General features: G+C 57.1%; 22 protein-coding genes, 1 tRNA gene and 1 pseudogene. 11 read left to right on the top strand and 13 right to left on the bottom strand.

All coding sequences use genetic code 11. From position 1 onward, the window contains the following. Positions 1-19: 19 nt before the first annotated feature. On the bottom strand, positions 20-415 hold the full coding sequence (locus ACN0XM_RS16410; RefSeq protein ID WP_417568017.1) for a DUF1330 domain-containing protein: 396 nt from the start codon (positions 413-415) through the stop codon (positions 20-22). A gap of 209 nt (positions 416-624) precedes the next feature. On the opposite strand from ACN0XM_RS16410, the pseudogene ACN0XM_RS16405 reads away from it, so the two are divergent. Further along, a pseudogene (locus ACN0XM_RS16405) lies at positions 625-804 on the top strand (molybdopterin cofactor-binding domain-containing protein); the annotation flags it as partial. A gap of 48 nt (positions 805-852) precedes the next feature. On the opposite strand, the gene ACN0XM_RS16400 reads toward ACN0XM_RS16405, so the two are convergent. Beyond that, entirely contained in the window at positions 853-2,949 is a 2,097-nt protein-coding gene (locus ACN0XM_RS16400) for a diguanylate cyclase (RefSeq protein ID WP_417568016.1), read from the bottom strand. Positions 2,950-3,219: 270 nt separating this feature from the next. On the opposite strand from ACN0XM_RS16400, the gene ACN0XM_RS16395 reads away from it, so the two are divergent. Continuing rightward, a complete protein-coding gene (locus tag ACN0XM_RS16395; protein ID WP_417568015.1) occupies positions 3,220-4,167 on the top strand; it encodes an AEC family transporter in 948 nt (315 codons plus the stop codon). Here ACN0XM_RS16395 and ACN0XM_RS16390 read toward each other — a convergent pair. Continuing rightward, positions 4,164-4,934 (bottom strand): fructosamine kinase family protein, encoded by a 771-nt coding sequence (locus ACN0XM_RS16390; protein ID WP_417568013.1) that lies wholly within the window; start codon positions 4,932-4,934, stop codon positions 4,164-4,166. The genes ACN0XM_RS16395 and ACN0XM_RS16390 overlap by 4 nt on opposite strands. A gap of 85 nt (positions 4,935-5,019) precedes the next feature. Here ACN0XM_RS16390 and ACN0XM_RS16385 point away from each other — a divergent pair, with 85 nt between their 5' ends. Next, the gene (locus ACN0XM_RS16385; protein WP_417568012.1) at positions 5,020-5,295 is read left to right on the top strand and encodes an acylphosphatase; all 276 of its coding nucleotides are present in this window, start codon (positions 5,020-5,022) and stop codon (positions 5,293-5,295) included. Positions 5,296-5,404: 109 nt separating this feature from the next. Here ACN0XM_RS16385 and ACN0XM_RS16380 read toward each other — a convergent pair. Then, a tRNA-Ser gene (locus ACN0XM_RS16380) sits at positions 5,405-5,495 on the bottom strand. Between the two features lie 128 nt (positions 5,496-5,623). After that, entirely contained in the window at positions 5,624-5,830 is a 207-nt protein-coding gene (locus ACN0XM_RS16375) for a DUF2905 domain-containing protein (protein WP_417568011.1), read from the bottom strand. A gap of 50 nt (positions 5,831-5,880) precedes the next feature. On the opposite strand from ACN0XM_RS16375, the gene ACN0XM_RS16370 reads away from it, so the two are divergent. Together ACN0XM_RS16370 and ACN0XM_RS16365 are read left to right on the top strand one after the other, a co-directional pair. Continuing rightward, positions 5,881-6,411 carry an isochorismatase family protein gene (locus ACN0XM_RS16370; RefSeq protein ID WP_417568010.1) on the top strand — a complete coding sequence of 177 codons (531 nt, stop codon included), beginning with the start codon at positions 5,881-5,883 and terminating at the stop codon, positions 6,409-6,411. A 67-nt stretch (positions 6,412-6,478) separates the two neighbouring features. After that, the gene (locus tag ACN0XM_RS16365) at positions 6,479-7,138 is read left to right on the top strand and encodes a cupin domain-containing protein (protein ID WP_417568009.1); all 660 of its coding nucleotides are present in this window, start codon (positions 6,479-6,481) and stop codon (positions 7,136-7,138) included. A gap of 29 nt (positions 7,139-7,167) precedes the next feature. Here the strand turns inward: ACN0XM_RS16365 and ACN0XM_RS16360 are convergent, their stop codons facing one another. The 6 genes from ACN0XM_RS16360 to ACN0XM_RS16335 all read right to left on the bottom strand — a co-directional run bounded on the left by ACN0XM_RS16360 (position 7,168) and on the right by ACN0XM_RS16335 (position 12,191). Then, positions 7,168-7,533, bottom strand: coding sequence for a hypothetical protein (locus ACN0XM_RS16360; RefSeq protein WP_417568008.1), 366 nt, complete (start codon positions 7,531-7,533; stop codon positions 7,168-7,170). A gap of 109 nt (positions 7,534-7,642) precedes the next feature. Continuing rightward, positions 7,643-8,542 (bottom strand): LysR family transcriptional regulator, encoded by a 900-nt coding sequence (locus ACN0XM_RS16355; protein ID WP_417568007.1) that lies wholly within the window; start codon positions 8,540-8,542, stop codon positions 7,643-7,645. A 20-nt stretch (positions 8,543-8,562) separates the two neighbouring features. Further along, positions 8,563-9,183, bottom strand: a complete 621-nt coding sequence (locus ACN0XM_RS16350; protein ID WP_417568006.1) for a flavin reductase family protein — start codon at positions 9,181-9,183, stop codon at positions 8,563-8,565. Continuing rightward, complete coding sequence (locus ACN0XM_RS16345; protein WP_417568005.1) at positions 9,180-10,376, bottom strand: MFS transporter; 1,197 nt, start codon at positions 10,374-10,376, stop codon at positions 9,180-9,182. The genes ACN0XM_RS16350 and ACN0XM_RS16345 overlap by 4 nt, the downstream gene beginning before the upstream one ends. A 3-nt stretch (positions 10,377-10,379) precedes the next feature. After that, positions 10,380-11,207 (bottom strand): CheR family methyltransferase, encoded by an 828-nt coding sequence (locus ACN0XM_RS16340; RefSeq protein WP_417568004.1) that lies wholly within the window; start codon positions 11,205-11,207, stop codon positions 10,380-10,382. 54 nt (positions 11,208-11,261) lie between these two features. Continuing rightward, positions 11,262-12,191 carry a chemotaxis protein CheV gene (locus tag ACN0XM_RS16335; protein WP_417568003.1) on the bottom strand — a complete coding sequence of 310 codons (930 nt, stop codon included), beginning with the start codon at positions 12,189-12,191 and terminating at the stop codon, positions 11,262-11,264. A gap of 189 nt (positions 12,192-12,380) precedes the next feature. Between ACN0XM_RS16335 and flgA the strand changes: the two genes are divergently transcribed. The 3 genes from flgA to ACN0XM_RS16320 all read left to right on the top strand — a co-directional run bounded on the left by flgA (position 12,381) and on the right by ACN0XM_RS16320 (position 14,102). Continuing rightward, positions 12,381-13,082: a flagellar basal body P-ring formation chaperone FlgA gene (flgA, locus tag ACN0XM_RS16330; RefSeq protein WP_417568002.1), complete on the top strand. Its 702-nt coding sequence runs from the start codon at positions 12,381-12,383 to the stop codon at positions 13,080-13,082. Between the two features lie 215 nt (positions 13,083-13,297). Continuing rightward, positions 13,298-13,624: a flagellar biosynthesis anti-sigma factor FlgM gene (gene flgM / locus ACN0XM_RS16325; protein WP_417568001.1), complete on the top strand. Its 327-nt coding sequence runs from the start codon at positions 13,298-13,300 to the stop codon at positions 13,622-13,624. 7 nt (positions 13,625-13,631) lie between these two features. Further along, positions 13,632-14,102 carry a flagella synthesis protein FlgN gene (locus tag ACN0XM_RS16320; protein ID WP_417568000.1) on the top strand — a complete coding sequence of 157 codons (471 nt, stop codon included), beginning with the start codon at positions 13,632-13,634 and terminating at the stop codon, positions 14,100-14,102. Positions 14,103-14,133: 31 nt separating this feature from the next. On the opposite strand, the gene ACN0XM_RS16315 is transcribed toward ACN0XM_RS16320, so the two are convergent. Continuing rightward, positions 14,134-14,883, bottom strand: coding sequence for a pilus assembly protein PilB (locus tag ACN0XM_RS16315; RefSeq protein ID WP_417567999.1), 750 nt, complete (start codon positions 14,881-14,883; stop codon positions 14,134-14,136). 269 nt (positions 14,884-15,152) lie between these two features. Here ACN0XM_RS16315 and ACN0XM_RS16310 point away from each other — a divergent pair, with 269 nt between their 5' ends. The 3 genes from ACN0XM_RS16310 (at position 15,153) to ACN0XM_RS16300 (ending at position 18,327) form a co-directional block, all read left to right on the top strand. Beyond that, positions 15,153-15,725: a peptidylprolyl isomerase gene (locus tag ACN0XM_RS16310; RefSeq protein ID WP_417568144.1), complete on the top strand. Its 573-nt coding sequence runs from the start codon at positions 15,153-15,155 to the stop codon at positions 15,723-15,725. Between the two features lie 4 nt (positions 15,726-15,729). Continuing rightward, complete coding sequence (gene mnmC, locus ACN0XM_RS16305; protein WP_417567998.1) at positions 15,730-17,619, top strand: bifunctional tRNA (5-methylaminomethyl-2-thiouridine)(34)-methyltransferase MnmD/FAD-dependent 5-carboxymethylaminomethyl-2-thiouridine(34) oxidoreductase MnmC; 1,890 nt, start codon at positions 15,730-15,732, stop codon at positions 17,617-17,619. Between the two features lie 75 nt (positions 17,620-17,694). Next, positions 17,695-18,327: a CBS domain-containing protein gene (locus ACN0XM_RS16300; protein WP_417567997.1), complete on the top strand. Its 633-nt coding sequence runs from the start codon at positions 17,695-17,697 to the stop codon at positions 18,325-18,327. A 13-nt stretch (positions 18,328-18,340) separates the two neighbouring features. Here the strand turns inward: ACN0XM_RS16300 and ACN0XM_RS16295 are convergent, their stop codons facing one another. Next, positions 18,341-21,091: a hypothetical protein gene (locus tag ACN0XM_RS16295; RefSeq protein WP_417567996.1), complete on the bottom strand. Its 2,751-nt coding sequence runs from the start codon at positions 21,089-21,091 to the stop codon at positions 18,341-18,343. Positions 21,092-21,107: the final 16 nt, after the last annotated feature.

The following is a 21,107-nucleotide window of genomic DNA, read 5'->3' as shown; positions in this document are numbered from 1 at the left end:
GCGGGACAGGGTCCGGCCCTCACTCAACATTGGCTACCAGCCGGGAATCCTTGAGTGCGGCGGTGCGATGCTTGACCACACCCTTGTATTCAGGGCTCTCAATCATGGCCATGAAGGCATCAATTGAAGGGTAACGAACCAGAAGGACCTGGTCCCAGGATTCGTCCGGAGGCGCGATCAGTGCGCCAACGGTCCGGCCAGACCAGATAACCTCGGCACCCACCGATTTCACACAAGCAGCTGCCTCTTCCATATACAGTTTGTAGGCCTCCCGGCCAGACCGCTCCGGCGCCTCTTCCCTGTAATTGGCCCGATCACGGAAACGAAGCAGGTTCAGCATGACCACTGGCTGATCCTTCGGGGTATCCACCAATACCTTCTGCAGCTGCTCGGGTGTGGGATTAATGGCGTCCATCCTTATCCTCGTGTACTCATGGTTCCGGCGACTACTATAGCCCAGCCCTGATGCCTGGACGCAAGGGTTTTCATTACCTTTCATTCAGACGGCACTTTTTGCCTTCCCCTCACGCACAGCTACGTTTGAGGAAACGATGAAACGACCGGTAAGTGGACGAAATGGCGAATCTCACGATCAATAGCGAGCAGCATGAACTCGACGTTACTGACAATATGCCCCTTTTGTGGGTCATCCGTATAGATTCCGATGGCACCGTTACTATCGTTAACGACCGATCGGAAATGGGCCAGGGCATTCGCACCAGCCTAGTGATGGTCGGGGCGGATGAGCTGGGCGCTGACAGGCAAGAAACTTGGTTTTGGCGAGCTGGCCAGCAAAGCCCGGGAGCTTGAGGTGCCTGGCCACCAGTTTATGGCGCCAGCATCAGGGGCTCCTCAGAGCCCCTGATCTGTTTCTATCCGGTTTCGGCCCCCGGATTTGGCTGCGTACATGGTCTTGTCTGCGCGTGCCACCAGTTCCTTACGCTTGTCGTCGGGGCGCCAGGTAGCCACGCCTATGCTGGCGGTGACACCTTCCGGCATCTGGCTAATGCGGACATCGGCGATCGCCGCACGAATACGCTCTGCCAGAACCACTCCGTCTTCCCTCGACGCACCGGTTGCCACAACAACGAATTCCTCACCGCCCCACCGGCCAATATGATCTTCCTGTCTCAGGACGCCTCTTGCCGCAAAAGCGACTTGCCGGAGCAGCTCGTCTCCTGCCTCATGCCCCCAGCTATCATTCACCTTTTTGAAGTGGTCAATGTCCAACAACAGGACGCAGAACGGGAGTTTGTGCCTGCGCGCCTTCGCCAGCTCCTTATCAAGTTCCTGCTCGGTTCGGTACCGGTTCCAGATACCAGTCAGAGAATCATGGCTAGCCGCCTCCCGAAGTTTTTCGTTGGCCTTTGCCAGGGCCTGCTGTTCTTCCCTGAGCATTTCGTTCAGCCGGGTTATTTCACTGGCCGATGCCAGAAGTGCTATATCCTCACCAAGATCCGCCGCAGCCTGGCACTCCACTGGCTTCCAGGGTTCGCTGGTGCCCCGGACTTCCGCCAGCCAGGTCCCGAAGGTGCGGCGCAGGTCCTGCTCCCTGGCCGGTGAGCTGACCAGGGCATCGGATTCCGGCCTGCCGGCCCAATAAAAGGCTTTGTCGTGTTCAAGCCGGAAAAACATCAGCCATCCCTCGGAATCCTCACCAGGCAACGGGGCCGCTAGCAGTCCGCAGCAGCCATTCAGATCAAGCCCTTCCGCGACCGGTTCATCCTTCAATCGATAACTGGCGCAGACCCCCTGCCCATGCCGCTGCTCCAATCCCCGGGCAATCTGAGCAATACTCTTCAGAGGCGGTGTTACTCCAAAACCGGAAATTCCGCCTTTGGTCTTGCATGCCAGACCACCGGCCCGGAAAAACGTCAGCCACTCGTTGCCGTACTTCTCAAGCATCGCCGAAGGCGACAGGCCGGCTTTTACATCCTCTACCAGGTAATCTCTCGATTCCTGCACCTGCAAAAGAAAACGGGACTCCATCCGTGCTTTAAGCAGGAACAGCCGCTGGGTTGCCATCGTAACCAGTGTGCGGGCGGCATCGCGCAGTGTCGGCGTCAGCGGTGTCGGTGTTGCGGAAATACAGGTCACCATACCCCAAAGGCCTGTCTGGCCGGCAATGGCGATCGATAACAGGGACCTGGCTTTAAAATCGTCAAGGAAGCTTCGCTGACGGCGAGATGGTGCCCGTAAAACTGCGCCACTGGCATCAGTCCTTCCCGCCTCACCGGCGGGAAGGACTGAAGACGAGAAAACCGGCACAGCATCGGCATCAAGATCCGGGATACTCCGGATTTCCTGTTCGGCGAACTTTTCCCGCTGTTCCGCAGGGTAGCCACTCGCTGCAAAACGCTGGCCCAATACTGGCATCAGTCCTTTAGCCAGATTTTCAGCCAGACAGACCCCATGGCCCTGGTCATCGAAATGGAACACGAGGGACCGCTCAAAACGGGTAATGTCTCGGACACCCGCTACCAGAACGTCCATCAACGCCCCCGGTGTGGCTGCCCTGGCCAGTTTTGTAAGCCATTGGTTCACGGTTCCCATGAGCCGCCGGTTGCCAAGTGGCGTAATCGGCTCAATCTCGACAATCACCACCTTGCCGGAACGGAAGGCATTCACCTGCAAGCGCGTTTTCCGCCCCTTGATATCCTTCTGCATCGAGAGTGGACCACTGAGCCGGCCACTGGATCGCAATTCACTGCGCAGCCTGCCTGCCAGCCGGTTCCCAAGCGCCCTATCGGGCCTCTGATCCAGCAGTTCGTCAGCAGCAACACGCAAAAAATGACCGGTATTGGCACTGCACTGGACAATTCGGGTGAGATCCTTGTCCAGAACCAGCAAACAGCCGCAAGGCTGGATACTGAAAGCTGTATTGGGCATGAGGCGGGCCGCAGGCGATTGGATTACCTCCGGAGCCTGTAGAAGGAGATCGGGTTTCAAGGTAAACAGCGGCTCCTGTAATACAACATTGAGACAGTTAACCGGAAACCCGTCCCTGGAGCATATCTTTTCCGTACATCCGGCAGTGAATTAGATGAAGTATACAGCTTTCTCAGAGCCGAAATGTGTGGAATTAGCAACTATTCGGTAACTTCGAGTACCGGCTTGAACATAGGACCTTGGTGGAATTCCCATAGCAGGCTAGCTATCTCTGTGTTTATAATCGGGACTAACTCTATTTGATGAACGTTTTCCCCACGGCCGCGCTCCATGACCTTGATTGACCTTTTCCTGCAAACCATGGAGACCACCCTGCCGGTTTTCGCAATGGTGTTTATCGGGCTGGGGCTGCGCCGGATAGGATGGATTGATAATGCATTCGTGAATACCGCCTCTGCCCTGGTATTCAAAGCGACACTGCCGACCCTCGTGTTTCTGAGCATCATCCGAGCGGACCTGGAAACGGCCTTCAACCCGGGACTTCTGCTGTTCTACCTGAGCGCGACACTGGCGAGTTTCGCTATCACGTGGCTGTGGGCACAGTGGCGGGTTGCCCGGGAAGACCGGGGGGTTTATGTTCAGGGAGCCTTCCGCGGCAACTGTGGCATCGTAGGTCTGGCCCTCGCCGCCAACCTGTATGGCGATTTCGGGCTGTCTGCAGGAGGAATCCTGCTCGGGCTGGTGATTATTTCCTACAACGTGCTGTCCGTGATCGTACTGGTAGCCTATCAACCCGGCCAGACTACAGACTGGCGGAAGATCATTCACGATATCGTTCGCAACCCGCTTATCCTCGCGGTGTTCATTGCCATTCCCTTTGCCGCTCTCGAAATAACGCTACCGGGCTGGGTTATGACCAGTGGCGGCTATTTTGCCTCCCTGACTCTGCCATTGGCACTTCTGTGCATCGGCGCCACTGTCTCCCTCAGTGCCATCCGGAATGACAGCGAGACCGCATTCAGCTCCAGCTTTATGAAGATGGTGGTGCTACCGGCGCTGTGTACCGCCGGCGCTTGGCTCGTGGGATTCCGGGGCCCGGAACTGGGGTTGATGTTCCTGTTCTTTGCCAGCCCAACCGCCGCAGCCAGCTTCGTTATGGTAAAAGCCCTGGGCGGAAACGACCGGCTGGCTGCCAATATCATTGCCCTGACCACCTTGATGGCCAGCATTACCGTAACACTTGGGGTATTCCTGTTACGCGGGGCCGGCCTGATCTAGCCCCCCCGGCCAATGGACTCAATGGCTGCCATGCCGGCCTGGCAGCCGCCAAGATAGCCACCACCAAACAGGTTGTAGTGGTTCAGGTAATGGTAGAGGTTATAAACCTCACGTTTGCGTTCATACACCGGTGTGCGTGGATAGCGCCTGTCATAGGCTTCGTAAAAAGGCCTGCCTAACCATCCGAACATTTCCGTCATGGCAATATCCGCTTCCCGGTCACCGCAGTAGACGGCGGGATCAATCAGCCAGGGTCCCTGCGCGTCGAACAGGACATTGCCGTTCCAGAGGTCGCCGTGGAGCAGGCTCGGGTGTCCACAATGGGTGTCCAGCCATTCCATGAGCCGATTACCATGCTCATCCAGCACCTTCCGGAAACGGGCCCGCTGGCTGGCGTCGCGTACCCGGGAAACCTGAAAGCCAAGGCGGTCCCGCACAAAGAACTCGCCCCAGCTATCGCACCAGCGATTGGGTTGTGGCGACAGCCCAATGTAGTTGCCCCGGCTCCAGCCGTAGCCACTCTGGGAAAGCCTGTGTAGGCAGGCCAGGCCCTCACCCAGCACTTCCCGGGCCTGATCCGACCCGCGCGAGGCTCTGATGGCGGTGATTTCCAGTTCGGTTTCATCAACCCGATAGACTTTCGGGACGCCAATGCCCACCACCCCGGCCTCTTCAAGCGCACTGGCAAGACACGTCAGACCCTCTGCCTCGCAGACCAGGGCATCGGCATAGCCTGTGGCGTTGTGCTTCAGGTGGGTATCGGCCATCAATTACCGCACTCCTTGAAGTTTTGCTACCTGAACCGGTAGATTGGGATAAAGCCTGACACGACAGAACTACCGGGGGCAAACGATGGACACCAAGCGCTGGCAACTTCTCATATCCGGTAGGGTGCAGGGGGTTTACTACCGCGCCTCTGCCGAGCAAAAGGCATCCACGCTGGGGCTGACCGGCTATGCCCGAAACCTGCCCAATGGCCGGGTTGAGATTGTCGCCGAAGGGCCGGAAGACCGGCTGAAGCAGTTGGAGACCTGGTGTGCAGAAGGTCCGCCGGATGCCAGGGTGGACGCTGTCGATATCACCACGAGTACGCCAACCGGGGAATTCAGCGATTTCAGCGTGCGCTGAAACGTTCTCGCTCTCAGGGACGAGGCCTGTAAACCAACTGCTTTAGGGGCTTCGGTCGCGCCCGTCTTCAGGGCAATAAAAAAGCCCGGCAAGTGCCGGGCTTCATTATTGGCGGAGAGGGAGGGATTCGAACCCTCGATACGCTATTAACGTATACACACTTTCCAGGCGTGCGCCTTCAGCCACTCGGCCACCTCTCCAATAAACTGTTTCAAATCAGCAACGTTGTCGCTCATTTGAGGGCGCAAACTTTAATGGTTTTACGGGCGGTTGGCAACTCCCATTGGGGAAATCGTCAAAAATTTTCGGGAATCGTCCTGTTTTCGCCTTACCGGTTGAACAGATTCAGGACTATGGTTAACACAACGCTGATGATGATCATGGACGTAATCGGTATAAACACCCGGCTGTTTTCCGAACGAATGTGGACATCGCCCGGCAATTTCCCGAACCAGCTCAGGATACCGGGTGCGAAATGGAGGATAGCCCCTACTGCAATAAGTATGATGCCGGCAATAATGAACCAGCGTGCCATAACGCGTACCTTTATCAAGCGAAGCGGGCATCGATACGAGGAGAATAACAATGCTGATGAAAGTCGAGCAATCAATAGTGCTGCTGATTGACGTTCAGGAGAAGCTGATGCCGGCTATAAGCCACGGGGAAGAGGTGGTTGACCGCTGCATCACGCTCGCGACCATTGCTGGCCTGATGGCCGTGCCGGTGGTGGCTACCGAACAGCTGCCTGACAAACTCGGCCATAATGTCGAGTCCGTTCGGGAGCTTTGTGATCAAATCCTGGCAAAGCACCATTTCGATGCCTGCCCCGACGGGCTCGTGGACCTTCTTCCCGAAGGCCGACAACACATCGTGGTGGGTGGTTGCGAAACCCATGTCTGCATGTTGCAGACGGCACTGAGCCTTCTGGACGCCGGATACAAGGTCTGGGTGGTGGCCGATGCAACGGGTTCCCGGAACGAGTTTGACCGGGATGTGGCACTGGACCGTCTCAATGAGAGCGGAGCCAGGATCGTGACCCTAGAGATGGTGGCGTTTGAATGGATGCGTCATTGCAAACACCCGCAGTTCAGGAACATTCAGGCTCTGATTAAATAAAGGCATCTGGCGCGCAAGCGCCGACGTACACAACCGCTTCAGTCACCGTTGGTTTTTGAGGTTAGCAATGCTCAACATGGACTTTTCAAAAAAGGTCGTCATTCGCACCGCAGAGCAGGAATGGGTTCCCAGCCCGTCCGGAGGCGTTCTCAGGAAACCCCTGGCCCGGGAGGAAGCGGAGCGCGGCCATGCAACCAGTGTGGTCCGCTATGAGCCCGGGGCATCCTTCACGCGGCACGAACACCCGCTCGGCGAGGAAATCCTGGTTCTGGATGGTGTATTTTCGGACGAAACCGGCGATTACCCTGCCGGCACCTATCTACGCAATCCGCCAGGCAGCGGCCACGCCCCCTTCAGTAAGGAGGGTTGCACGCTACTGGTAAAGCTGCATCAGTTCGACGAGCGCGACCAGTCAGCAGTGCGAATCGATACGCGCAATACGCCCTGGCTGCCGGGCATAGGAGGCCTTGAGGTAATGCCGCTGCACGAGTTCGAGCATGAGCATGTGGCTCTGGTGAAGTGGCCCGCCAACGAGGTCTTTCAACCTCATCGGCACTTCGGCGGCGAGGAGATCTTTGTGCTGTCAGGAGAGTTCTGTGACGAGCATGGCCGCTATCCCGAGGGCACCTGGATTCGAAGCCCCCACCTTAGCCAGCACCATCCTTTCGTAGACAGGGAGACGGTCATCTGGGTCAAAACCGGCCATCTACCGGTTGCGGCGCAATAAAAAAGGGCCCCGAAGGGCCCCAACAGTGGCTAAGAGATCGCAGAGTGTTGCCAGTTGTGCCTGCTGTTCGAGTCGTTGCTTGCACCTTCGTGCATCGGGCTGAAGAGTGCTTCTTCGCCGGCCGGTACGGCGAACACGTGGTACGCTTCCGGGCCGAACGGATCCAGCGCCGTGTCGAGATACTCGAAGCTGTCGGGCACGGGTTCTCCGGAGGAAGCGACACGGAACTGCCGCTCCACGGTGGGGGTGGTGACGCTCAGGGGCTGCTCCACCCAGAGGTATACGGCCTTGTGGGGCACGATGTACTCGCTGCGTACCACCCTGTAACCCTCTTTGAGCGTGAGCGTGGTCGGCTCTTTGCCCGGTTCCAGACGGAATTTGTGGATGGTTTTCATAGCTGCTGCTCCTCTTTGGGTTGCGGCCTCTCACAACTCAATAATGGACAGGAACAGGGTTCGATAAAATAAGGATTTATGATCTTTTACCATCGAACTTTTCGATGATTCAGGATTGCCCGTTGCCCGAGTGGGCTTCGACAATCGCCCTCACACCCTCGTGAGCGGTTTTACGCCCGCGGGTTATGGCGAAAAGCTCATCCATGACTTCGTCGATCGAGGCAATCTGTTCAACCTCGTACTGTCGGCAGACCTCGTCGCGGATCGTGGTCGGAGCGGCAAAAACGCCGTATCCCTGGCTTCCAAAGACTTTGATGAGGGCACTGTCGTCGACCCGGGCAACGAGTTTCATACGCACCCCATTGAGTGAAAACCAGTTCATCAGCCGCTCGAAATAGGGCGCATCGGTGGCGTTAGCCAACAGCGGCTGGCCATTGAGGGACTCAGGAAACCCCTTCTTCAGCTTTGTCGCCAGCTCAGGCGCTGCAAACAGACTCATGCTCGAACCCGACAAGGGGTGTACGGTCAGGTTCCCGTCCTCCTGCACTCTTGGCATGCGATCGGTCAGAACCAGATCCAGCTCCTTGCGCTTCAGGCTCAGTACCAGATCCTCGGTGCGCCCCGTCTGGCATTCAAGCTGGATTGAGCGTTCGCCAGCCATGGCCGGTTGCAGCAGGTAGTAGGCAATCAGCTTATGAATGGAGGCGGATACGCCGGCGCGCAGCGTCAGAGGCCGCTCGGAAGGGTCAAGCCGGAGGGTTTCGGCAAGCTCGCCAGTGAGGGCAAAAATGTCGTCAGCATACCCCAGAATCAGACGCCCAAGATCGGTCAGGATCAGCTTGCGCCTTTCCCGGGAAAACAGACGACCACCCACGGAGGCTTCAAACGTGGCCAGCTGACCGCTGAGGGTCTGCGGTGCCAACTCGAGAACCTCACTGGCACGGGCGATCGAACCTTCCCGGCTGATCACCCAGAAATAATACAGATGGCGGAGGTTAAGCTGTTCCATCCCTTTGCCCTGCCCCTGCTTCAGGATGGCCGCGGAATCTTGAGTATCTCACCGAAGGTGACATACTCGCTTCCACCCAAACGGCCAATCGGGTCGATGGCAGCGCCATCAAAGGTGAGTCGGTTCTTGTCATCGTACCGGGTTGCCGCATCGGATACCCAAACCCGGGTTACCCTCCCGAACACCAGCGACTGGGGGCCGGCGCCAATCTCCTTGATGTCGTGGAGCTCACAGGCGAACGCTACGTGGCAATCCTTGAGGCGCGGCAGACTCGCGCCCTCGAAATCCGCCAGCTCCAGGTCAAGATTCTTCAATTCGGATTCGCCATGGGGCAGGGTTCGTGAGGATTCAGTGACCGCGGCAGCCAGGCCCCGGTGTGCAATATGGACAACGAAATGTTTCCGCGCCTCGATGTTGACCCGGGTATCCTTGGATACATCCTCCGACGGCTTTTTGCCGACGGAAATCATCAACAACGGCGGATTGCTGGTGATCGGTGTAAAAAACGAGAACGGCGCCAGATTGTAATCGCCGTCAGGGTTTTCACTCAGCACCCAGGCCACAGGACGCGGAATAACCGTCTGGGTCAGGATGTGGTAAGCATCCTTCGGGTCCAAACCTTCGAAATCTATGAGCATCATTCTCTCCCGTTAACTGCAGCTTCAGGTGACCGCTCCCGCAACAGCCACACAATCATCAGCAGCCCATGCAGAATGAGGAGCGGAACCGCGACCATGACCAGCCCGCCCCAGCCCAACCAGCTCAGTACGGCGCCGGCAGACAACGCAGCGGTGGCCTGGGAACCAAAGACCATGATGTCGTTCAGACCCTGAACACGGAAGCGTTCCGCATCCCGGTAGCCCCGGGGCAAGAGCGTCGTACCCCCGACAAACAGGAAATTCCAGCCAATACCCAGCAATAAGAGTGCGAAAAGGTAGTGGTGAAAACTGACGCCGCTGGCCGCAAGTACAATACAGCCGAGGTACGCCAGCAACCCCGCCGACATCATCAGCGGTATACCCACAACACTGACCAGCCAGCCGGTGATCAGCGAAGGCAGATACATGGCCATGATATGAAGCTGAATGACACGTTTGGCATCATCAAGGTCGTGCCCCGCCATCTCTGTCATGCTCAGTGGTGTGGCCGTCATAATGAAGCTCATCACCGCATAACCAATCGCAGCCGCGCTGATCGAGGCCCATACCAGTGGGTTGGCGAGAATTTCACGCAGGGGACGGCCACCGCCAGGATAGGTTTCCCTTACCAGCTCACCCTTCGCCCGGTAACCGACGCCGAGAATGATCAGGGCAGCGCCCTGCACCACCGTCAGACCAACCCAGCTGGTCAGAAACGGGTACTGCTCGGCTGATCCGCTACCGAAGGCGGCAACTTCCGGTCCGAGCCAGGCCGCGACCAACCCGCCGAGCAGCACCCGGGCGGCGGCGGAACCGGCCATTCCGGGAGGCACGGATTCCATGGCTGCGAAACGGTATTGATGGACCACCGCCAGGCCGGTACCACCAACAACCGCCGCCAGGCACAAAACCGAAAACAGTTCGAGCCAGGACGCCAGGGCGCCGAGCGATCCGGCCAGAATCCCCATGGTTGCGCCCAGCAGCATCACCCGTTTGCGGCCGAACCGCTCCATCAGCCAGGTGGCAGGTTTGATGGCCAGAACGGTCCCTACCACGACAAGGCCAACAGGAAGGGTGGCGTATTCGGCCGCCGGCGCGAGCAGGCGGCCCTGGATGCTGCCGATGAAAACAATGAAGGGCGCAGTGCACATGGCCAGCGCCTGAGCCGCAACCAGGACCCAGACATTAAGGGGCATGGGTCATTTTTTCCTGTAAATAATGCCGGGATGGCACTGGACCATCTCGTAAAGGTGGGGTAAACCGTTAAGAGATTCAGACGCACCAAGAACCAGATAACCGCCCGGATTAAGGGTGGCATGCATTCGGGTCAGGATGTCCTTCTTCGATTCCGCCGAGAAATAAATCAGAACGTTGCGACACATCACAATATCGAATTTGCCGAGCATGTAGCGCTCCAGCAAGTTCAGTTCCTTGAACTCCACCATGGTCTTGATCTGCGGCTTGATTTGCCAGCCACCGTTCTGGGATGGCGTAAAGAACTGTTTCTGTCGCTCCGGTGATAACCCGCGACCTATGGCAATCATCTCGTATTGACCCTTACGGGCAACCTCAAGCACGCTTTTGGAGATATCAGTTGCCGTGATCCTTACGTCACGTAACTTCCCTGGCCGGAGCCTTCGGAACTCTTCCACAATCATGGCAATCGAGTAAGGTTCCTGACCGGTTGAACAAGCGGCAGACCAGATTCGAAGCGGCTGGCTGGAATTGCGCTCGGCAAATTCGGGAAGCAGTTTTTCCTGAAGGATTCGGAACGGATGGTTATCGCGGAACCACAGGGTCTCATTGGTTGTCATGGCGTCAATAACGACTTCACGCAAGCCACCCCGGCCAGGGCGTTTGAGACGATCAAGGAGTTCACCGAGAGAGTTCATGCTGTTCTCCTCGAGAATCCGGCGTAACCGGCTTTTCACCAGATACTGCTTGTTCTCTCCCAGCAAAATCCCACAGGCGTCCTGCAGGAACGACTTGAAGGCTTCATATTCCTGTGGCGTTATATCCGCTTTCATTGGATCTCTGTTCTGAGTGAATCTCTGTTCTGAGTGAATCTCTGAGCAGGCTCATCAACCCTGGTCGATGATTTCCATCACCCGCTCGGCGAGTTCGTCGGGACTGAACTTTGCCATGAAGTCGTCGGCACCGACCTTCTTGACCATAGCCTGATTAAAGACCCCACTGAGTGAGGTGTGGAGCATGATAAACATGTCGGCAAGGGCCGGGTCCCCCTTGAGCTTCGTTACCAGCGTATAGCCGTCCATTTCTGGCATTTCAACATCGGAAATGATCAGAGAGAAATGATCCTTTGCCCGCGAACCGTCTGCGGTCACTTCCTTCAGATGCTCGTAAGCCTGTTTGCCGTCATTTTTGGTGACAACTTCCATTCCGATGGCCATCAGACACCGTTCTATCTGACGACGGGCCACGGACGAATCATCCACCACCAGTACTGGCAGATGGCCGGGCACACGACCGGCACTCTTGCTCAGCACGGCTTCGGTGACATCTTCACCGAGTGGAGAAACTTCTGCAAGAACCTTCTCTACATCAATGATTTCTACAAGTTTATCTTCGATTTTGGTGACAGCGGTAAGGTAAACATCCCTTCCGGCACCCTTGGGTGGTGGCAGTATATCTTCCCAGTTCATGTTCATTATCCGGTCGACACCCGTAACCAGGAAGCCCTGGGTTTTACGGTTGTACTCGGTAATGATGACAAAACTGGTCGCCAGCTCTTCCTGTGGTATTCCAGGCAAACCAATGGACATGCTCAAATCAATAATCGGAATGGTCTCGCCCCGGATGTGGGCAACACCCCTGACGACATTCCGGCTATTGGGAATGGATGACAGCCTGGGGCACTGCAAAACCTCCTTCACCTTGAAGACGTTGATGCCGTATATCTGACGCCCTCGCAAGCGAAAAAGAAGGAGCTCAAGGCGATTCTGCCCTACCAGCTGCGTGCGCTGGTTTACGCTGTCCAATACCCCTGCCATGTAATTTCTCCTGGCTTGCCGGTAGTACGCCGGCATATATCTTGCTGGTTACTGAATAATCGCCTGATCGACGGGAAACCGTCATCTCAGCGGCGGATTAGCCAATTTAACGGCCATTTGCCCGGAACCCTTAGCCATTGTTCGGGTTTTTCTGCCCTGATATTGACAGCATAGGACAAACTCATACGTATGCGCATCACCAATTTCGCCCTACTCCTGCTAATGTCTAGCCTGAGCGGCCCGTTGCTGGCCCAAACCACTGCCGAGCAGATCCGGCAGGCGACCCTGGCATTCCTGGACAACTTTGCCAACCAACAGACCGGTGCAGGCTATACGATTTCCTTTGAACCAGGGTCCATCGATAGCCGGCTCACCCTCGCCGAGTGCGAATACCCCCTGAGTGTCGAGTTCAGCGGCGACCCCTGGAAGAGTACAAGCCCTTCACTGCTGGTAGCCTGCGAAGGAAACCGCCCCTGGCGAATGTTCGTTACGGCCTCCGTCTCAATCCATGGGCCCGCCCTGGTTGCAACCCGCCCACTCACTCGCGGTGAGCGGATTACCCCCGATCTGGTAACGCACCAGTCCGTACAGATCAATGCCTCAAGGCGCGGAGCGATAACCGAGACCAGACAAGCGGTTGGAATGGAGGTTCGGCGTTCCATCAACGCCGGCTCATTAATAACCCCGGATATGCTCTCTGCCCCGGATGCGATAGAGCGTGGGGATCATGTTATCATTACCGCCAAAACCGGCGGATTTTCAGTGCGTTCCCGAGGTAAAGCTCTCGCCAACGCGGGCGTAGGAGAACAGGTTATGGTCGAGAATCTGAGCTCCTCTCGCACCGTAAAGGCGAACGTAGTTGCCCCCGGTCATGTGGAGATACAGATGTAGCCGCCCGCCGGCAGCATGTTGCCGGCACGGCAAGGTTCTGCCGGGACAACAATAGCCGGGTTATTCTGAAAGAATATCCGGGTAAAAAACGTTAATACGGACAGCAAAAAGTTTCTCAAAAAGTTTCTAAAGGTTTCTGCGGTTCCGCCGTTAAGAAGATATAAACTCGAGTAAGCGCCGCAAACGCGTGGCGCATCAGGCAAGCAGGTACTGATATGTCAGTTGACTTTAATGGAATTGGCCCCGGCCAGGTCAACACCCAGAGAACCACGGCCGACAAGGGCGCCGGCGCTCAGAGCAGCCAGCCAGCGACCAATGAGCAGGCAAAACCCCAGGCCCAGGGTGCCCGGGGTGAGAACGTGAGCCTGAGCAGTCAGGCCAGGAACCTCAAACAGCTTGAACAGAAGCTGGGTGATTATCCCGAGATGGATGATGACCGCATTGAACAGATCCGGTCCGCCCTCGAAAACGGGACCTACAAGATTGATGCCGAAAAACTGGCCCAGAAAATGCTTGAGATGGATGAAAGCATTTTCGGGTGAGTAAATCATGGCCGCAATCGATGATCTGAAGACTCTGCTATCCCAGGATGTCAGTCAACTGGAAACACTGGCTGACATCCTGGGCAGGGAAAAAACCTGCCTTGCCACCTCCAATCTCCAGGCGCTGAACGAATTGACCAGAGAGAAAAACGATCTTCTCGGGGCCATTCGTGAGCGGGCAAAACAGAAAATCCGGACACTGGTTCAGATGGGATATCGCCCCGAGAGCGGCGAGCCCTCTCGCTTTATTCGCAGTGCAGGTCTTTCTGACCTGTTGCAGCTTTGGCTGGAAGCGGATCAGAAACTGCGAGCCTGTCAGACGCTGAACCAAAACAACGGTCGGGTGATCGTCCACCTGCAAAAGCGCCTGACCCGGCTGACCGACATTTTCCGGGGCGCCAATGGTCAGCAGAAGCTTTACGGAGCACACGGGGAACACACGACAGTTTCTAGCCGGACAGTGCTCGCCAGCGCCTGACAACCGCGCGGGCCCTACCCCATAACCATTTCTATTGGGTATAGATAGTCATCGTGGAGTCCGGGTGAAATCGGATATCGTGAATGCTTACGTTGCCCATTGAGGCGCCCTGACTTCCGGTGACACGGATATTGTCCATGCGGATTTCTTCGATGCGCTCGGGAAACGCCAGCATCAACGCCCCATCCTCTCGGACCGCGTACCTGGGCTCCCCCTCCCGGTAGTGAACGCCCGAAATGGTAAAGTCCGATTCCAGGAAGCTCAGAACCGGCACGAAGATATTTGCCGTCAGTTTCAGCCCTTCAATAACATCAGCCGCCGGGCTTCCTCCCGCGCCGTCACCACCGATCGGGTTCTCTGCCATCGCCCCGACCAGTCCGATCCGGTCAAGCAGGGTCGGATCACCCTGCCCCGACACGGCCGCCAGTTCGGTTTCGGTCAGGGGAGCAAGATTCCCCCTTTGAAAAAGTTCGCCAGCTTGCATCCCCGATTGAGAGGCACCTGCAGTGTTACTGGCCGCAAAGGTCACCAGCGGTTGAAACGGAAGCGTGACCATGGTCACCAGGGCCGCCGCGTTACGATAGCGGGACTGGTGCTTGAGAACCCGGTGAAGTTCCTTTTCCGTGAGCCAGCCGGCCTGGATGAACACTTCGCCAAGACGCTGGCCGGTTTCGTGCTGAACTTTCAGGCCTTCTTCCACCTGGCCTTCAGACAGATAACCACGATTGACCAGCAATCGCCCAAGGCGTGATTTTTCTTCAAATCCCTGACGGATTCTCACCCAGTTTCTCCTTATTGAACCGTAATAACCGTACAACCTTGCCCGGCGAATGTTTTGCAGTCTTTTCTGCACCTGAAAAGGTTAGCTGATCGCAATCAAATGTGCGTGGATACAGTCCCCGTTTTACAATCATGTTCTGATAAGATCACGCACCGGAAAAACAGAATTCATTGAATTGTTGCAGGAAGAGCCCCTGCGAATAACACAGAGAGTGGCCGAATATGAAAAACCTGGTAAAGCCCGTGAAAAGTGTGACACCCGCACTGCTAATGCTTCTCTCATTGCTTTTCCCGGCTAGTACTACCCTGGCCCAGAACAGTGGCCAACCAGTCGATGAACCTCTTCCGAAAGTGCGGATGGTGACCAGTGAAGGTGCCCTTGAACTGCAGCTCCGCCCGGACGTTGCCCCGGCAACCGTTGCAAATTTTCTCCAGTATGCGAAAGACGGCTTCTTCGACGGCACCCTCTTTCACCGGGTAATTCCCGGCTTCATGATCCAGGGTGGCGGGTTTACCGAAGGCCTTTCCCGAAAATCCACCCGCCCCCCTGTCAAAAACGAAGCAAGGCCCACACTTCCTAACCTCCGGGGCACCATTGCCATGGCCCGGACCAGCTCGCCGGACTCCGCCACGTCACAGTTCTTCATCAACCTGTCGGACAACGACTTCCTCAATGCGGGCGTCCGCGGCCCTGGCTATGCCGTCTTCGGCAAGGTAACCGAGGGCATGGGTGTTGTTGATGCTATCGCACGCAAGCAGACTACCCGGAAACGGGGCATGGCCGATGTTCCGGTTGAACCGGTGATCATTGAGAAGGTCACCGTGCTGGACACGACTGACTGACCCCATGAGCTCGCCGCTGCTGCCTCCCGGGATCGCGCCTGCAGAACTGGCCTGGCGCGATGGCGTGCCGGAGTCTGTCTTGTTTGGGGATGTCTACTTCAACCGTGACAACGGGCTGGAGGAAACTCGCCATGTATTTCTTCAGCACAATAATTTGCTTGAGCGGTTCCCTCATGTTGAAGAAGGCGGCCACTTTGTTATCGCCGAGAACGGGTTCGGGACCGGCCTGAACTTTTTGGCATCATGGCAGGCTTGGCAGAACCATGGCCCGGCACATCACGCCACGCTCCACTTTGTATCGGTCGAACTATATCCTCTGACCCGGGAGGACCTCGCCCACTCGCTGGCACTGTGGCCAGAATTACAACCACTGGCCCGGGAGCTCATTGATAAATATCCGCCACTGGTACGGGGCGTCCACCGCCTGGTACTGGCAGAGGGGCGCGTACGCCTCACGCTCTATTTCGGCGACATCACCGACGCCTGGCAATCTCTCGATTTTGTTGCCGACGCCTGGTTTATGGACGGCTTTGCCCCCGCCCGTAATCCATCCATGTGGCTGAACAAGACGATTAACCAAGTCCGCGCCCACAGCAAGCCCGGCACTACACTGGCGACATTTACCTCCGTTGGCAGGATTCGTCGCGCCCTGGCCGAGGCCGGATTCGACATGCAGAAGACGCCCGGTTTTGGCCGCAAGCGGGATATGCTCCGGGGAGTGTTACCGGCGGATCGACATACTGACGAAAACAGGCCCTGTGCCATTGCGGTCGTCGGGGCAGGCATTGCCGGATGCACTCTGGCCAGAAACCTGGCCGAACGGGGGTTCCCAGTCACCCTGATTGATGGCGCCAACGGGCCAGGCACTGAAGCCTCGGGTAATGTTCAGGGCGCCATGTACGTGAAGCTAGGCGTTGAATTCAATGATCAAACCGAACTCGCATTACAGGCGCTGACCTATGCCCAGCGGTTCTACGAAACCTGGCGCGGAGAATACTGGCACCCGACCGGCCTGCTCCAGCTTGCCCAGACACCCCAGGAAGCAGACCGGCAACGCCGGTTCCTCCAGCGCAATCACTATCCACGGGAAATTCTGTATCCAGTGACCAGAGAGCAAGCCAGCGAACTCGCCGGTGTGCCCACAGAATCTGGCGCCCTCTGGTTCCCCGGCAGCGGCTGGCTCGAGCCGAAGCGGCTGTGCCAAACGCTCGCAGTCCACCCGAGGATCACCCCTGCGTGGGGTGTCAATGTGAACCGGCTGCTGCCCTGCAATGGTAAATGGCACATCTCGGGTTCGGACGGAAAGACCATTGTTGCCGACCGCGTGATCATCTGCGCTGGACACGTCAGCGCCGGTCTTATTCCGGTCAAGGGGACATTTCGACTTAAAAGCATCCGCGGCCAGGTAACGCACCTGCCGAAGACTGGCCTCCAGAGTCCCCGGGTGGTCATTTGCGGCAAACGTTATGTTAACCCAGTCCTGGGGCAAACAGCGGTAACCGGAGCTACCTTTGATTTGCATGATGCTAACCCGTTACCCACGACCGAGAGCCATCAGGAAAATATGCATGAACTTACAGCGATGGTGCCAGCCATTCTGAAACAAAATGATGAGGATAAGCTGGACCCCTCCAAGTTGGATGGCCGGGTAGCTTTTCGTTGCACAACCCACGATTACCAGCCCGTGGCCGGGCCGGTTTTTAATGGAAAAGGAGATGACCTTGAAGATCTTTTTTTGCTGACGGGGCTTGGCAGCAAGGGCTTGACCTACGCCCCCTTGCTTGCCGAATACCTGGCCGACCGGCTAACGGGGCAGCCCGCGTGTTTGCCGGAAAGGCTTATGCGGCGCCTGGAAACCCGACGGCTTTACCAGGCGGATGTGGTGATTTCGTAATAAACTGGACCTGAAGATTTCGCTCTGCCTGCCGATAAACGACCAGGGCACGGAGCGTTGCAACGGAGAAAATACATGTCCATTTTTGTCAGCGAACCCGGCCGCCCGATCGGAACCCGGCTACCGGAAGCCTTCCGGGCCCGGCGCGTGGGCGATGTCACAGAACTGACAGAAACGCAGGCCATTAATCCTGGCCGAAGTGAGGCAACGGATTCAGAGTTCCAGCTCGCCGCCAATGCAGGCAGGCACAAAGCCCTTGAGGAATATGGCGCTGCCGCCGCCGGAGAGCGCCGGGAAGAGCGCCCCTACCTTCCGGTATCGAGGATTTCTTCTTCTGCGCTCTATTCGGTGCCGGCTGATGCGACCGTTTCGGAGGCGTTGTCGGTGATGGACGAGCACCAGATTCATCACCTGGTTATCGTATCCGGCGATAACGTTGCGGGCCTTGTGGATCTCCGCTGGCTGCTTGGTTGGCTCCACGAACATGAAACCAGTGCCATGAGCGAAAGTCTCCTGCATATCGAGCTGCCCGCTTTCCTCACTGCTTCACCGGAAACAGACGCCCACCAGCTTGCCAGGCTGATGCTCGCTCACCAGCTTAATGCCGCCCTGGTCGTTAATGCGCAGGGCGCCGCCGCCGGCATAGTAACCAGCACCGACTACCTTCGACTGTACGCTAACGCAGGAAGGCACGAGGGAACCGTCTAGTTCTGGTGTCCGGCTAATCCAAAGGCGTCAGGAGCTCGCCTTCCGGGCTGAATAACAACACGAACCAGTCGCTACCTACCCGGGACAGGGCAACCACCTCGTCGTCCCGGAAATTCTCCAGATCCAGAATTTCCGAGTCATCCTGATCAAGCTGGTAACGCCAGTTATTCCTGAAGGTAGTATCTTCTGTGTCAGCGTCAGTCTCCGGAGCCAATGAAACCCGGGCCACAATGCCCTGATCGGCGCCGGAAACAATACCATTGCTGGCAAAATCGCCATCAGTGAAACCGGCAACAATCATGTCACTATCAAACCCGGTAAGGCTCGAGAGCACCACACTCGCCTGATCGTTCTCATCGTTGAGAGAAAATGCCCGGACCGGGATGCCAATAGAGGTGTAGCCAAGAAGGAAGCCGGCAGTGCTGGACACAGGATCTCTCTCCAGAACGGGATCCTCTTCTTCCGAATCCAGTATTGAGTAAAGACCATCACTGCTGCCAGTCAGCCACAGAGTGCTGGCCAAGTACAACCCGCCGGAGACGGCCTCGTCACCCTGCGTGCCCACCTGGCGGACATTGAGCTCAGCATCCGCACCGGAGGTATTCAAGAAAAAGGCATCTACGCCTCCGACAACCGGAGCCCCTTCCACCGAGCCAGCTGCGGAGCCGAACAGCAGCGGCGTCACGGAATCGGCGCTGCCCCCTGCCACATTGTCGTCTGCTGCGGACCCGGCCTGGCGGGTCCAGGCCACAGCAGGAAGCTGGCTGTTGCCGTCAAGCTCGGTGTCGATTCGCTGAAGAAAACTGTCCCGGCGACCCGATGCCTGCTGACCATCGAAAACGCCATCGGTTTCCCCCGCCAGCAACACATAGCCGGTGTCCCGGTTGATCCCGGCCCAACGGGCCTGGTCGTCTGCAGCGGTGCCTGTGCGGATGGTCCAGGTCGGCACATACTCGCCACCGTTACTGGCCGCATCAAACCAATAAACAGACGTCAACACGTCCGCTGCCCCGAGTGCGATTGTCCCGGCAACGGCCCGGTCGGTACTGTAGGAAACAACGAACTCGAAACGATCGACTTTGGTGTTGCCCTGGGTAACCTTGCGCTGAACAATGTTGATTACAGGATGCGGTTCCACCAGGCTGTCGCCGGCGGCAGAAACGTCTACCTGCTGCAGCTGAACTCCGCCTTGATCGAAAATCCGTACGAGCACCCTGTCGCTGTCCTGGCGGTTGTAGCCGGCTACAAACATACGTCCTTCCTGGCCCATGGCCATGTCCGTGGCCACAAACCCGTCAGTGCTATTCAGTGCAAGAGGTGTTGTCAGTTCATTGAGACTGACCCGGATCAGGTTGTCGCTTTCCCCCCGGGCATAATTCTCCCGGCCTGCCTGAAAGTCCCGATTGATGCCCAGCAATATGAACCGGTCACTTAAGGCGGGGTTTGAATAGCCTGCCGCAGGAACACGGATCCGGAACGGTATCTCATCCGTCCCGTTCGGGAAAACCAGTTCATCGTTTTCAACCCAGGCACCATCTTCCAACCGTTCAATCACAAATTCGGTACTCAGCCGGGCCGTCGAGTCTTCAGTGTGGGTAAGTTTGGCGAAGATGTCCCGGTCGCGCTCTCCCGAGAGTCTGGCAAGATACTCCCGCACATCGCCCACATTGAGGGTATCCCGGGAGCCGCCTTTGACGGTCTCAATCGAAAGAACCGGCTCGTTGTCCTGAATCGACAGGTTGGCAACCACGCCGCCGTTGCCATTTCCCAGGCCAGCCAGCCCGGAGCGCACCTCAGTCAGTGCCAGCCTGAGAGACTCATCGGGCTCGGGAAAGCTGTCTTCAACAACCTCCAGAGGAAGGTAGCACTCGGTAATACCCGGCTCGAGCGTGATGACTCCGCGAGTATAGAAACCCTCGTCATCCAGTTCATAATCAATGTAGCTGAGTTCATTTTCACCGGATTCGTCCCTTGGCATGGGACTATTGCTCCCAAGCCCGACAATGTCCCTGCCCAGCGAGGCATCGCCCACATTGACGTTACCCTGCTCACAATTCTGATGCGGGGGGGAAAAGCCGGAATCGCAGCGGGTCGCGTCATAATCCGACTGCAGCTCAAAGGCAACAGCAATCCGGGTCACGGAGGGTTGGTCCAGGCTCACCTTAACGAAGACCCTGCGTGTTGGCAGAGTTACCTCGCGGGTCCCAGATACAGTTCCGTCATCGTTATAAAGGTTAATTGTAAAACGGTGCTCACCCTCTGCCTCGATGTCTGGCAAGGCACACTGCTTCCGGTTGCTGCCTGGAATTGCCCGGCTCTCACCTTCTGTAAAGGGTTCAGCATCCAGGGACATGACGTTGTGTTTGACATCAATCTCAAAGGGCTGAACGCCGGACATCTGTCCGTCGGTTGTCACCAGGTTGATGGCTTCGGTTTTGCCGAGATCCGCCTCACCCCGGTTGCCCCCCGTTAAACCCGGAACGCCCCGCATGATAATACCCTGCCGGGCCTTGTTGCTGATGTCTTCCAATGCCAGCCAGGAAGGCGCGTTCGTCAGAGAGTAATCGAGTATATCTTCCCCCCCGTAGGCGCCGAAGTTGTAGGAATACTCCACGCCCAGATAGGCAACCACTGGAGGCACACCCAGAACCGTGGGTTGATCGGCGTCTTTCTCGGTTTTACAGGCAGAGAGCCCCCAAAAAAGCAGGCCGAGAATGGCAACCCGAAAGACGGGATGAATGCGGGAGTAGAAATCGGCGCCCATGTAAAAATCCGTTTAA

The organism is Marinobacter sp. (assembly GCF_048269445.1).
Lineage (GTDB): Bacteria > Pseudomonadota > Gammaproteobacteria > Pseudomonadales > Oleiphilaceae > Marinobacter.
The sequence above is the reverse complement of the archived record's forward strand: the minus strand, read 5'-3'. Positions and strand labels throughout refer to the sequence as shown.